Below are 13592 nucleotides of genomic sequence, written 5' to 3'. Positions count from 1 at the left end.
TTCTATCCCAGCCTTGCCCGTGCCTTGGCCGTCCAGGCGTTGAACAGCCGGTCGGCGACGATGCCGATGAAGGCGATGGCCAGGCCAGCGACAATGCCGCGGCCGGAATCGGCCTTGGACAGCGCGATGAAAACCTCCTGGCCGAGATCGCGTGTGCCGACCATGGCGCAGATGATGATCATCGCCAGCGCCATCAGGATCGTCTGGTTGACGCCGAGCATGATTTCGGGAAGCGCCAGCGGCAATTGCACCCGGAAGAAAGTCTGGCGCGGCGTGCAGCCCGAAACCTTGGCCGCTTCGATCAGCGCCGGTGGCACCTGGCGAATGCCGTGATTGGTGTAGCGGATCGCCGGCACCACTGCGAAGGCGACAGTGGCGATCATCGCGGTGACGTCGCCGACTCTGAATAGCATCACCACCGGAATGATGAAGCAGAAGGACGGCAGAACCTGCAGCGTGTCGATGATCGGGGTGACGATCTTCTCGAAGCGGTCGCTGCGCGCCGCCATCAGCCCGATCGGGATGCCGATCAGGCAAGCGATGAAGGCCGAGATGCCGCAGAGATAGACCGTCGCCATGGTCTTTTCCCACAGACCGGTGATGGCGCAGAAGGCGGTCAGTGCGGCGACCAGGGCCGCGAGGCGAAAGCCCGAGAGCTGATAGCCGGCAAGGCCGAGCAGGAACACCGCGCCCAGCCACGGAAAGCCCTCGCAGAAGGCACGCACCGGGTTGAGCACATTGAGGATCAGCGCCACGCGGAACGCTTCGATCACATCGAAGAAGTTGATCGTCACCCAGTTCACCGCAGCCTTCCACAGCGGCGCGGTGGTGAAGGTGATCGCCTTCGGCACCGCCGCGAAAGCCGGCACGAACAGGCCAAGCAGCGTCGTGACGGCAAGGATGGCGATGGCCAGCGTCAAATTGGGGTAGCGCCGCCAAAGAGTCGGGGTCGATTCCTGATGGACATGACCCTTCGCCTGCTTGTGCGCGATGGCTTGGCTCAGCCGGTCGAGCGCGATCGCCAACGCCACGATGGCGAGACCGGCTTCCATCGCCTCCCCGACCTTCAGCGCCCGCAGTGCCAGAAGCACATCGTAACCGAGGCCGCCGGCGCCGATCATCGAGGCGATGATGACCATGTTTAGCGCCAGCATGATCACCTGGTTGACGCCGACCATCAGCGTCGGCCGCGCCGAGGGCAACAGCACCCGCCACAGTTTCTGCCGCGCCGTGCAGCCGGCCATGTCGCTGAATTCGCCGATCTCCAGCGGCACGCGCGACAGCCCGAGCATCGTCGCCCGCACCATCGGCGGCGTGGCGAAAATGGCGGTGGCGATCATCGCCGAGACCGGACTGTTGCCGAACAGGAGCAGCATCGGGATGAGGTAGGCGAAGGTCGGGATCGTCTGCATCAGGTCGAGGGCAGGGGAGACAATCAGTCTTTCCGCCCATGGCTTGCGCCACGCCCAGATGCCGGCGAACAGGCCGGTGATGATGCAGAACGGCACGGCGATGGAGATCAGCGCCAGCGTCAGCATGGCGCTGGTCCATTGGCCGAACAAAGCGATGTAGAGGAAGCAGCCGCCAACCAGCAGGCTGAGTTTCCGGCCGCCCACGGCATGGCCGGCGAGGAAGGCGACAGCGCACACCCCGATCCAGGACAAGCGCGGCAGGACATAGGCGTCGGCGCCATGGCCGATCTTGAAGTTCTTGGCCAAGAGATTGAGCGCGAAGTCGAGCGGCACGCCGAGCACCGCCGTGATCGAACGCGTCAGCCATGACAGGTTCGACTTGATCCAGCGCATCAGCGCGCTGACCCAGTCGGCGACCGGCACGACCGCATCGGCCGGATAGTTGACGGCCCAAGGGACGCGGTCCTGAAGCAGGAACACCACGAGCACGGCGGCAAGGGCGAGTACCCAGACAAGCAGCCATCGCTGAAGCGGTGGCCTCGCCTCGCTGGCGCTTGCCGTTACAGTCATGCGCCAGCTCTCTCGATGCCGGCCAGAAGATCGATGACCGCTTGTGGCGTGACTTCGCCGATCGGCTTGCCGGTCCCGTTGACCACCGCGAACGGCTTGCCTGCGGAGACGATGCTGGCCGAAAAACTGGCGATCTTGGCATCGGGCGAAACCGTGCCGCCATGCTCGGCGCCATCGCAGGCCCGCATCAGGCTGCGCGCGGAAATCACCTTGGCGCGGTCGACGTCGCGGGTGAATTCGGCGACATAGTCGGTCGCCGGATTGACCACCAGCTGTTCCGGCGTGCCGATCTGGATGACCTCGCCGTCTTTCATGATGGCGATGCGGTCGGCGAGCCGGATCGCTTCGTCGAAATCATGGGTGATGAAGACGATGGTCTTGTGCAGCATGGTCTGCAGCCGCATCAATTCGTCCTGCATCTCGCGGCGGATCAGCGGATCGAGTGCGGAGAACGGCTCGTCGAGGAACCAGATTTCCGGTTTTGTCGCCAGGCTGCGGGCAATGCCGACGCGCTGCTGCTGGCCGCCGGACAATTCGCGCGGGTAGAAATGCTCACGGCCGCGCAGGCCGACCAGCTCGATCACCTCACGGGCGCGCGCCTCGCGTGTCGCCCGGTCCTGTCCCTGGATGCTGAGCGGAAAGGCGATGTTGTCGAGCACGTTGAGATGCGGCAGCAGCGCGAAATTCTGGAACACCATGCCCATGCGATGGCGCCTGAGTTCGATCAGTGCAGCATCGGAAATCTTGAGCAGGTCCTTGCCTTCGAACTCGACCTTGCCGTGGCTCGGCTCGACCAGCCGCGACATGCAGCGCACCAGCGTCGACTTGCCGGAACCGGACAGGCCCATGATGATGAAAATCTCGCCCTGGCGGATTTCGAGATCGACCGCGCGCACCGCCCCGACGAGTCCGGCGGCAGTGACATCGGCCATGCTGGCCTTGCCATCACGCTCGCGGATGAAATTGACCGCGTTCGTCCCGAACAGCTTCCAGACATTGCGGCAGGCAAGCTTTACCGGGCGGTCGTCCGTGCCCGGCTGCATCGCCCCTTGTTTAGTCCCGTCCGTCATCCAATCGTCCTTCTGGAACATCAAGATTTGAGACCCGGCCGATCAACGGCCGGGTCTCGCGTTTCCAGTCGGAACGATCACTGCGCCCAGGCTTTCCAGTCCGCCTCGTGGGCGGCGATCCAGGCGGCGGCGACGTCTTCCGGCTTTTTGCCGTCGAGGTCGATCTCGCCGCTCATCTTGTTGAGCTCGTCGGTATCGATCGTGAAGGCCTTGGCCACCTTGTAGGCGACCGGCCATTTGTCCTTCATGCCGCTCCAGGAGTATTTCCAGATCTCGCCATGCGGCTTGCCGCAATCATATTTGGCGTCGGGGTTGGTGCCCCATTTCGGGTCATTGTAGCACTCGGGCGTGTACTCCGGGAATTGCACCCACTCGCCCTTGTACTTGGCCGGCGCCCAGTGCGGCGAATAGATCCACAGCATGATCGGCGCCTTGCGCTGATAGGCGGAATCGAGTTCGGCGAACATCGCCGCGTCGGTGCCGGCGTGGATGACGGTGAAGGGCAGCTTCAGTGCCGCGACGCGCTCGTCGTCAAAGCCTTCCCAGGTCACCGGGCCGCCGAGATAGCGCCCCTTCGGCGCCGTCTCCGCCGTCGAGAACGATGCCGCGCATGTCGGATCGAGCAGCGCATGCCAGTCCGGCAAGGTCGGGCATTTCTCCTTCATGTATTCGGGAAACCACCATTCTTCCTTGGCCTTCGGGCCGAGCTTGCCGAGCCGCTCGGTCTGGCCGGTGGCATCGGAGGCTTTCATGGCTTCGCCGGCGGTCGTGTCCCAGAATTCCAGGCCGACATCGAGGTCGCCATTGGTCAGGCCGGTGGTGAGGCTGGAGAGGTAATCGGCGGTCGGGTACTCGACGGTGTAGCCGAGCTTTTCCAGGATGCCGCCGAGGATCTTGGCGTTGAGGTTGACGCTGGTCCAGTCGAACAGCGCGATCTTGATCGGGTCGTTGGATTCAGGGGCGGCGGCGTGTGCGGAAGGTGTCAGCAGGCTTAGTGTCGCAAGCGCGAAAGCGCCCATCGATAGTTTCGAAATTCTGCTCCGAAATGACATGCTTGTTCTCCTTCAAGCTGTGGCGGTTATTGTTCGTTCCCTTCTTGCGTCTTTTTATGATTGTGGTGGAAAGACTGGTCGTTGCGCAAGGCCGTTGCCGCCACGTCGCGGCTGAAGCCTGCGCAGGCGAAATGATGCTGAATTTCGGTGATTATGGAATCTGCCGGGAGGGTCAGCGTCATGACTGCCGATGCATCGCTGTGGGAGCGATCATCCGCGGATCAATTGCCAGTCTTGCGGCGCCCTGCAAGGTGCGAGCCATCAAAGGTCCCATGATCCCGGCTGTCGGCATGGCAAGCCCCGTCTCGCCAACCCGTTTCATAGGATGAAATTATATATACCAACGTTCATCTCGCGCAACGACTAACGCTTCGCGTATGCACAAATTCAGACTGCAGGCGAAGTCTGCGAGATGCGGTCCTACCAGCAGACGTAGCCGCCATCGACGATCAGGTCGAGGCCGGTGACGAAGCTCGATGCGCGGCTGGCCAGGAACACCGTCGGCCCGACCATCTCCTCCGGCGCCGCCATGCGTCCCATCGGCGTGTCGCGCTTGAAGATCTTGATCTCCTCCGCCACCTCGGGCCGCTTGTTCATCGGCGTCAGCGTATAGCCGGGGCTGACGACATTGACGCGCAAGCCGCGATCGGCCCACTCCATGGCGAGGCTCTTCGACATATGGATGACGGCGGCTTTCGAGGAATTGTAGTGCGCCTGCGTCAGCCCGCGATTGACGATGGTGCCTGACATCGAGGCGATGTTGATGATCGAGCCCTTGCGACGCGCCAGCATCTTGCGGGCTTCAGCCTGGCAGGACAGGAACACGCCGGCAACGTTGACCTCGTGCACCTTCTGCCATGTCTCAAGCGACATCGTCTCGGCCGGCACTGAGCCGGCGATACCGGCATTGTTGACCGCAACGGTCAGCGCACCGAGCTCGGCCTCGACGCGATCGATTGCCGCCGCCAGATCGCTCTCGGATGTCACCGTGCCGGTCAACACCAGCGCCTTGCGGCCAAGCGCCGTGATCCGCTGCGCGGTCTCCTCCAGCCCGCCCTTCGATGTATGACCGAAACAGGCGACGTCGGCCCCTGCCTCAGCCAGTCCGATCGCGATTGCCTGGCCAATGCCGCTGCCGGCGCCGGTGACCAGCGCGACATCGCCGTCCAGCTTGAAAAGATCCATCGATAGCCCTCCCTAATTCAGGGCAGGGTATGCGCTGCATGGCAGTTCGATCAACCTCTTCAGAAATCGCAAGCCTTGGGGCGCTTGTCCGAGGACCAGTCCTTGAGCGGCACCGGCCTGAATTTGCCCTTGATCGGCTTGCCGTCCTCGAGGTCCTTGGAGACAGTGCCCTTGCCTGTGAGATAGTTGATGTCGCAGCCGCCCACCGTCGTCTTGACGCCATCCGACGTTTGCTGGTTCCAGTCCCAGCTGCGGCTGTAGCCGCCGACCAGGAATTGGCCCTTGCGATAGACGATTGTCAGCGTGTCTTCCGTCGACTTGCTGGCGCCACAGCCGAAGCAGGACGTCACCGCCAGCGATCCCTTGCCCTTGCTCTCAAGGTCGATGACCCGGTCTTCGGTCAGCCCTTTCCTGACGAAATCAGGCCGGCGCGAGGGATCGATCTTCTCCTCGCCGGCTGCCAGGTAAATATACAGATCCGCCGGTCCGCCGGGCTCCTGCATCGCCACGGCCCAGTCCATCTTGCCGTCCTGGTCGATGTCGAGCTTGAGCTCGAAAGCCGGCACACTTTCGGCAAACGCCGGCGCAGGCATCACGACGAGGGCGACCAGGCAGGAAAAGGCCGCATGATGAAATGCCGTCTTCATGAGCAATCGTCCGCCGCGAAATCTCAGCCTAGCACCGGTCCGGGCGGACGAGAACTCGAAACCTGGCTGACTTCGAACGCGGTCAGCCAGTGACAGCTCAGAAATAGCCGCTGGACGCGGCCGTGAATTCCTTCGGGATCTCGACGCCGTCGACCAGGATCTTGTCGACCAGTTCGTGGTGGAAGCAGACTAGGCCCTTGATGCGCTCGGCCTCGTGCACCGGCTCGGGATAGTACCAGACGAGGTTCTCGTGCCGCTTCTTGGGCGTGGTCACGTGATAGTAGCTGGACATGCCCTTGTAGGGACAGCGCGAGATGTAGCGGCTGGGCGCGAACATATCGAGCCGCGTGTCGGCGATCGGCAGATAGTGGCGCACCGGATGGCCGGTTTCGAACAGGAACACGCCACGGCGTGAATCGGCGACCTGCTCGCCATCGAGGATGACCTGCACCCGTCGCGAGGAGGGCAGGCAGTCGACCCGGCGGAACGGATCGCGGGCGTGGACGAAGATTTCTTCGTCCTCCTCATACCAATGCGTCATCTTGGGCCAATAGAAGGACATGTAGTCCGACAGGTCAGGCGATCCCTTGACCGGATCGACATAGCGCCAGGCCGCATCCTCGACCAGCGTGATGCCGGTGTTCAGCGAATAATGGGTGGCGACGCCCTTGAACGGGCTCTCGGTCGTCGTCGTAGAGGGCAGCAGGAATTCTTCGCGCACGTCGCTGATCGGGAAGTAATAGACCGGCAGATGGTCGGATTCGTAGAGCACCAGCGCCTTGGTCGTGTCGGCGACGATCATCGATCCAACCTGTACGCGCAGCCGCTTCTGCATCGGCATGGTGAAGGCGACATAGCCGGGCTCGAACTCGTACTGCACGATATTGTCGAGCAAGGGGAAATGCGGCCCACGGCCGCGTAAATGAGGCTTGCGAATGGTAGTCTCCCGTTTCTTTTCTTTTGTCATCGAGCGTTGGCGCACAGCGAGATGAACCTGGATTGAATTGTGGTGCCGGAGATGGTTTCCGGGCGGCGGGTTTCTCTTGCATCGAGCGGCTCGAACGATGGCCCCCCATCGTTCTTCGCAGCCCTGCCAGCGAATAGCCTCACCGCCCGAAAAGCGGAGTTGTCCAACCCAGCCTCTATCCCAGCGACACGCGATCGAGCAGCAGACCGGCGGCGATCGCCGGCAGGCCGCTGACATTCTTGCGCACCGGTACCAGCAGGTCCGGGAAATAGCTGAAAATGACAGGTGTCTCGTCGAGCAGCAGTTTCTGGATGTCGGAAGCGGCCGCGCGCTGTGCGCCGATGTCGAGTGCCTTGAGGTAGGAAGTGACCATGCTGTCATAGGCAGGGTTCTTGAAATGCGCCGCATTCCACGGGCCGTCGCTGACCAGCGGGCTTTTCAGGAAGACATTGGGCACGCTGCGATGCGCGTAGTCGGTGATCCCCAACGGGCTGTCCAGCCAGTCCGACTGGCCGAACATTGCCTTGCCGTAATATTTGTCCTGGTCCTCGATGTTGAGGGAGATGTGCGCACCGATCTCCTTGGCGAAATTCTGGAACAGCTGCGCGTAGCCCGGAATGTCGGAATAGCGCAGCGTTGTCAGCGTGATGTCGAAGCCACTGGCAAGGTCGGCAGCTTCAAGCAACTGCTTGGCCTTGGCGATATCCTGGACGCGCTGCGGCACAGTCTTGTCGGTGGCGGGGAAGGCCGGCGCGAACGGGCTGTCATTGCCCGTCGCCGCCATGCCGCGACACAGCCCGTCCACCAGCTTGGAGCGGTCGATGCTGAGCGCCAGCGCCTGGCGCACGCGCTTGTCGGTGAACGGGCCGGTGTCGCAGCGCATATGCAGTTGGCGATGCGCGGTCGAGGCGACACGCAGCACGGTGATGTCGGGGCTGTTCAGCACCACCTGGCTGACATCGAGCGGCACGGCGTCGAGGATGTCCACCTCACCCGCCTGCAGCGCCAGGATGCGCGGCTGCACGTCGCCGTAGAATTTGAACTCGAGCCGGTCGGGCAGCGCCTTCTCGCCCCAATAGTCGGGGTTGCGCACGAAGGTCGCGCCGACCTTCGGCGTGTAGGTCTCCAGCCGGAACGGGCCGGTGCCTTCAAAGGTCTTTTCGTAGTCGCCCTTGTAGCTCGCCGGCAGGATGACGGCGTTGTAATTGTCGATCGACACCGAATAGGGAAAGCTGCCGTTCGGCGCATCGAGATGGAAGGCGACGGTGTGGTCGTCGACCTTCTGCGTGCCGCCTTTCGACAGCAGGCCCTTGAACACCGAAAGCGCGTTCGAGGCGCCGTTCGGGTCGGCGAGGCGATCGAAGGTCGCCACCACGTCGTCGGCTTTGAAGTCCTCGCCATTGTGGAATTTCACGCCCTTGCGCAGCTTGAAGGTCCACACGCTGCCATCCGCGTTCGGCGCCCAGCTTTCCGCCAGCGCCGGCTTCAAGGTGAGATCGGGCTGGGTGATGCAGAGAAATTCGGCGGTCTGGAAAACCAGCTGGTAGCTGCCGCTGTCATAGTAGGTGACGGGGTCGATGGCGCCGCCGGGCGTGGCAACGCCGGCGCGCACCGTGCCCCCCGGCTTGCCCTCGGCACGGGCCTTCTGCGTGCCGAGACCGGCAGCAGCGACAAGGCTGCTCAGGAACGGCAGGGAAAGGCCGAGAACGCTGCCATGGCGCAGGAAATCGCGCCGGTCGAGCCTGCCTGCCAGCAATTCGTCGACAGCGGAATTTTCGATTGCTGTTAGATTCTTGCGAGCGGCGTCGATCGTCATGAAATGCCTTGGCATGGCTGCATTCCTCGCTTGCCCTTGGGTGATCGGCCATTTAGGTCATTGTTGACCGCGACCGGAAAGCGATATTTTTTGATAGCGGTCATCGAAATTTTCGATGCAAGGTGTGAGCATGGATACTGAAAACCTGCGCAGTTTCCTGGAGGTTGCCGAACATGGCAGCTTCACCGTCGCGGCCAGCCGGCTCAATCTAGTGCGCGGATCAGGGGGCTGGAGGAGCAATTGGGGCGCCGGCTTTTCGTACGCGACCGCGACGGCGTTACACTGACGCCGGCTGGCCGGCAGTTCCTGCCGCACGCCTCTTCCATCACCCGCACCTGGGAGCAATCGCGGCAGGACATCGCCGTTCCCGATGGCTATGAAACACTGCTGCGGCTGACCGCTCCAGCCTATCTCTGGGACCTGATCACCTCGCCATGGGTCGAGTGGATGCGCGCAAAACGGCCAAATGTGGCGCTGCGGCTCGAAGGCAGTTTTCCGGATCTGGCGATCGACCAACTGGCCGAAGGCCTGCTCGACATCTGCATTCTCTATCTGCCGCGCCCGCATCCCGGCATCGTCTATGAGACGCTGGCCGTCGATCAGGTCGTGCTGGTCCAGCACACGGCGCAGACCAGGCCATGGACCGAAAACTACATCCTGATGGACTGGGGGCTGGAATTCCGCATCGAGCATGACCGCGCCTTTGCCGGCATGGTCAAGCCGGCCATTTCCGCCGGGCTGGTCTTCATCGGGCTGCAGCATGTGCTGTCGCAGCAAGCCGCCGCCTATCTGCCGCTCAGCGCCGTCAGCGGCCATATCGAGCGCGGCGAGATGCGGCGCATCGACAACGCGCCAATGTTCCAGCGGCCGATCTACCTTGCCTATCCCTCCAACCCCGTCTCGTCGGATGTGCTCGAAGTCGCGCTGACGGGCTTGCGCTCGCTGGCCAGGGACTGGACCAGCGATCGGGGTTTTTCGGAAGGCGACCGTTCCCTGGGCATGGCCGGCCTGAGGTAGCCGGCCAGCGATGCCTTGCTATGCCGGCTCAGTCACGACTGGCTTCTGCAGCCTCGTCAGTTCCGCATAGGGAATATGGCAGCGGATCGAATGGCCGGGCTGCGCCTCGGCGAGCGGCGGCTCCTGTTGCTCGCAGATCGGACCGATCTTGCGCGGGCAGCGTGTGTGGAAGACGCAGCCCGGGGGCGGGTTGGTGGCGCTGGGGATCTCGCCGTCGAGGCGAATGCGCGCCGTCTCGGTCTGGTCGAGCTTTGGCACGGCAGACAGCAGCGCTTCGGTATAGGGATGATGCGGCCCGGAGAAGACTTCCTCCGATGGCCCGATCTCCATGATGCGGCCAAGATAGAGCACGGCGATCTTGTCGGAGAGGTAACGCACCACGCCAAGGTCGTGCGAGATGAAGATGTAGCTGACATCCTCCTTGGACTGCAGGTCGGCGAGCAGGTTGAGGATCGCCGCCTGGACGGAGACGTCGAGTGCCGAGGTCGGCTCGTCGCAGACGACGATGCGCGGATCGCCGGCGAAGGCGCGCGCAATGGCGACGCGCTGCTTCAGCCCGCCTGACAGCTGACGCGGCTTGACGGCCAGATGCCGGTCGGTGAGGCGCACCGAGCGGACGAGGTCGTCGAGGCGCGCCTCCTGCGCCTTGCCGGAGAGGCCGGCCAGCCGCTTCAAGGCGCGGCCGAGGATGTGGCGGATCGAATGCGAGCGGTTGAGGGCTGAGTCCGGGTTCTGGAAGACGATCTGCATCGCCTTGACCTGGTCGTCGCCACGGTTCTCCAGCTTCGGCGCCAGCGCCTTGCCCTCGAGCTCGATGGTGCCGCCGTCATCGGGCGGCACAAGGCCGAGCAGCAGCCTGGCGAAGGTGGTCTTGCCGCTGCCGGATTCGCCGACCAGCCCGAGCGTCTCTCCGGGCCGCAGATCAAGCGAGACATCCTTGACGGCGCGCAGGGGCTGGCCATGGCTGGCATAGGTCTTGTTCAGCCCGGCGACACGCAGCACCGGTGCCGCTTCCGGCTTTGGTGCAGGCACAACATCGCTGGGTGTGGCGCGCGGCAGGGCCTGCGCCTTGTCGTGATGGAAGCAACGCGACAGGCGTTTTCCGCGCTCGTCACTCAGATCATAGAGCGGCGGCAATTCGGAGCGGCAGCGATCATCGGCGAGCGCACAGCGGTCGGCAAAGGCACAACCCTTGATGTCGGCGCCAATGCCAGGCAGAAAGCCCGGAATGGTGTCGAGGCGGCCCTGGTCCTTGCGCTGGCCGCCGCGAGGCAGGCAGCGCAGCAGGGCAACCGTATAGGGATGGCGCGGATCGTTGAAGACGACATCCGTCGGTCCTTCCTCCACCAGCATGCCGGCATAGAGCACGCCGACCCGGTCGCACATGTTGGAGACGACGGCGAGGTTGTGGCTGATGAACAGGATCGAGGCCGACAGCTCTTGCCTGAGCTGCGCGATCAGATCGAGAACCTCGGCTTCGACCGTGGCATCCAGCCCGGTCGTCGGTTCGTCGAGGATCAGCATCGAGGGATCGTTGGCCAGCGCCATGGCGATCGCCACGCGCTGCTGCATGCCGCCCGAGAGCTGGTGTGGGTAGCGCTGCATGACGCTCGGCGGATCAGAGATGCGCACGCGGTTGAGCATGGCGATGGCGCGGTCCTCAGCCACCTTGCCCGTGATGCCGGCAAGCTCGAAGATCTCGGTCAGCTGGCGTCCGATGCGGATCGACGGGTTCAGCGCCTTGCCGGGATCCTGGTAGACCATCGAGACGCTTTCGGCCCGCGCGCGCCGCAAGGCCTCGGCATCGAGCTTCATGACGTCCTGGCCGTCGAGCGAGATGGCGCCGCCCGATATCGAGCCGTTCCTCGGCAGATAGCGCACGACGGTGAGCGCTACGGTGGATTTGCCGCAACCGGATTCGCCGACCAGCCCATAGGCCTCGCCTTGCCTGATGTTGAGGCTGAGATTGCGCAGCACGGCGCGGTTGCGCCCGGCCACGCGGTAGGCAACCGACAGATCGCTGAGTTCGAGGGCGTTTTCGGCCTTTGCGGAGTTAGTCATTGAGCGCTCCATGGACGCCATCGGCCGCCAGGTTGACGCCGATCACCAGCGAGGCGATGGCGAGTGCGTCGAACAGCACCGTCCACCAGAAGCCGCCGCCGATCATGCCGTAATTGCTGGAGATCGACAGCCCCCAGTCGGGTGATGGCGGTTGGATGCCAAAACCCATGAAGGACAGCGTGGCGACCGCGAAGATGGCGTAGCCCAGCCGCACGGTGGTCTCGACCAGGATCGGCGGGATGACGTTGGGCAGGATCTCGACGAACATCGTATGCAGCGCGCTCTCATGCCGGAGCTGGGCGGCGGCGACATAGTCGAGTTCGCGCTCGGCCAGCACCGCCGACCGCACGGTGCGCGCGATGATTGGCGCGAAGCTCAGGCCAATGACGACGACGACGGTGGTCTTGGAGGTGCCGAGCGCGACGATGGCGAGCAGTGCGACAATGACCACGGGGATCGCCATGAAGGCTTCGAGGATGCGGCTGACGACATCGTCGACGATGCCGCGGAAATAGCCGGTGAGCAGGCCAAGTGCCGTACCTGCCACCGTAGCCAGCAGCGTTGCCAGCGGGGCGACGGTGAGGATATCGCGCGAGCCGACGATGACGCGCGAGAAGACGTCGCGGCCGATCTGGTCGGTGCCGAACCAGTGTTCGCGCGAGGGTGGCGCCAGCGCGTTGATGATGTCATCGGCAAGCGGGTCATAGGGCGCAAAATGTTCGCCGAACAGTGCGCAGGCGACCCAGAACAGCACGATGACGAGGCCGACGAGGAAGGTTCGCGAGCGCAGCAGCGAGAAAAAGACCTCCGCCATGGGGCTGCGCCGGCGCGTGTCGTCTTGTGGGGGAGAGGTGGTCTGGACGGCGCTCATTGGTCTGACCCCAGCCGGATGCGCGGATTAAGCACGGAATAGAGGAAGTCGGCGATCAATGTGGCCACGGCATAGACGATGCCGATGGTGAGGATGCCCGATTCCAGCATCGGAAAGTCCTTGCCGCGCGCGGCGGTGAAGATCAGCGAACCGATGCCTTGGTAGCGGAACAGCGTCTCGATCACCACCAGGCCGCCGATGAGATAGCCGGTTTGCGTGGCGATGACGGTGATGGTCGGCAGCAGCGCATTGCGCAGCACATGGCGCCAGATCACCGTGCGCCAGGGCAGGCCTTTGAGCACCGCCGTTCGCGTATAGTCGGAATCGAGCGCCTCGATCATGCCGGAGCGCGCCATGCGCGCGATATAGCCGAACAGCACCAAGAACAGCGGCAGTGACGGCAGGATCAGGTAATAGAGCTGGGTGAAGAAGCCGGCATCCTTCGGCCAGGCCGCCGAGATCGGCAGCCAGCGCAGCCATACACCGAAGATAAGGATCAGGATGATGCCGGTGACGAACTCCGGCAGCACCGTCACCGACAGGCCGCCAAGGCTGATGATGCGGTCGAGCGGGCGGTTGAGGTTGAGCGCGGCAATGACGCCGCCGAGGATCCCGATCGGCACCACCAGCACGAAGGCGACGGCGGCCAGCTTCATCGAATTCCCCAAGGCGTCGATGACAAATGGCGCCACCGGCGAGCGGAAGATGTAGGACGTGCCCATGTCGCCGCGGACGAAGTTCCAGATCCAGGTCGCATACTGGGTGAGCAGCGGGCGATCGACGCCCAGCGTGTGATTGAGCGCGTCGACCGCGCGCTGGTCGGCGAACGGCCCAAGGATCGCGCGCCCGACATTGCCGGGCAGCACCTGGCCGCCCAGAAACACCATGATGCTGAGCAGGAACAGCGTGACGAGCGACAGGGAA

At 63.6% G+C, this 13592-nt stretch carries 11 protein-coding genes and 1 pseudogene; 1 reads left to right on the top strand and 11 read right to left on the bottom strand.

Annotated features, from left to right (window positions below; translation table 11 throughout):
• Positions 1 to 2: 2 nt before the first annotated feature.
• The 8 genes from AC56QX_RS30025 to AC56QX_RS29990 all read right to left on the bottom strand — a co-directional run bounded on the left by AC56QX_RS30025 (position 3) and on the right by AC56QX_RS29990 (position 8734).
• Positions 3 to 1982, bottom strand: coding sequence for an ABC transporter permease (locus AC56QX_RS30025; protein ID WP_497112151.1), 1980 nt, complete (start codon positions 1980 to 1982; stop codon positions 3 to 5).
• The gene (locus AC56QX_RS30020; RefSeq protein ID WP_497112150.1) at positions 1979 to 3052 is read right to left on the bottom strand and encodes a quaternary amine ABC transporter ATP-binding protein; all 1074 of its coding nucleotides are present in this window, start codon (positions 3050 to 3052) and stop codon (positions 1979 to 1981) included. The genes AC56QX_RS30025 and AC56QX_RS30020 overlap by 4 nt, the downstream gene beginning before the upstream one ends.
• A 77-nt stretch (positions 3053 to 3129) precedes the next feature.
• Positions 3130 to 4104: an ABC transporter substrate-binding protein gene (locus AC56QX_RS30015; RefSeq protein ID WP_497112149.1), complete on the bottom strand. Its 975-nt coding sequence runs from the start codon at positions 4102 to 4104 to the stop codon at positions 3130 to 3132.
• A 26-nt stretch (positions 4105 to 4130) separates the two neighbouring features.
• Entirely contained in the window at positions 4131 to 4286 is a 156-nt protein-coding gene (locus AC56QX_RS30010) for a hypothetical protein (protein WP_497112148.1), read from the bottom strand.
• Between the two features lie 238 nt (positions 4287 to 4524).
• Positions 4525 to 5289, bottom strand: coding sequence for an SDR family oxidoreductase (locus AC56QX_RS30005; protein ID WP_497112146.1), 765 nt, complete (start codon positions 5287 to 5289; stop codon positions 4525 to 4527).
• Positions 5290 to 5348: 59 nt separating this feature from the next.
• Entirely contained in the window at positions 5349 to 5936 is a 588-nt protein-coding gene (locus AC56QX_RS30000; RefSeq protein WP_497112144.1) for a hypothetical protein, read from the bottom strand.
• Positions 5937 to 6033: 97 nt separating this feature from the next.
• Entirely contained in the window at positions 6034 to 6831 is a 798-nt protein-coding gene (locus AC56QX_RS29995; RefSeq protein ID WP_497112143.1) for a DUF427 domain-containing protein, read from the bottom strand.
• A 247-nt stretch (positions 6832 to 7078) separates the two neighbouring features.
• Complete coding sequence (locus AC56QX_RS29990; protein ID WP_497112142.1) at positions 7079 to 8734, bottom strand: ABC transporter substrate-binding protein; 1656 nt, start codon at positions 8732 to 8734, stop codon at positions 7079 to 7081.
• A 115-nt stretch (positions 8735 to 8849) separates the two neighbouring features.
• Between AC56QX_RS29990 and AC56QX_RS29985 the strand changes: the two are divergent.
• Positions 8850 to 9736: pseudogene (locus AC56QX_RS29985) on the top strand (LysR family transcriptional regulator).
• An 18-nt stretch (positions 9737 to 9754) separates the two neighbouring features.
• Here AC56QX_RS29985 and AC56QX_RS29980 read toward each other — a convergent pair.
• From AC56QX_RS29980 to AC56QX_RS29970, 3 genes are read right to left on the bottom strand one after another with little or no spacing between them, the layout of a single operon-like run.
• Positions 9755 to 11797: a dipeptide ABC transporter ATP-binding protein gene (locus AC56QX_RS29980; protein WP_497112141.1), complete on the bottom strand. Its 2043-nt coding sequence runs from the start codon at positions 11795 to 11797 to the stop codon at positions 9755 to 9757.
• Positions 11790 to 12668 carry an ABC transporter permease gene (locus tag AC56QX_RS29975; protein WP_497112139.1) on the bottom strand — a complete coding sequence of 293 codons (879 nt, stop codon included), beginning with the start codon at positions 12666 to 12668 and terminating at the stop codon, positions 11790 to 11792. Before AC56QX_RS29975 ends, AC56QX_RS29980 begins: the two co-directional genes overlap by 8 nt.
• A complete protein-coding gene (locus AC56QX_RS29970; RefSeq protein WP_475460569.1) occupies positions 12665 to 13555 on the bottom strand; it encodes an ABC transporter permease in 891 nt (296 codons plus the stop codon). The genes AC56QX_RS29975 and AC56QX_RS29970 overlap by 4 nt, the downstream gene beginning before the upstream one ends.
• Between the last annotated feature and the right edge of the window lie 37 nt (positions 13556 to 13592).

The organism is Mesorhizobium sp. RCAM 06353, from assembly GCF_059683585.1.
The sequence above is the reverse complement of the archived record's forward strand: the minus strand, read 5'-3'. Positions and strand labels throughout refer to the sequence as shown.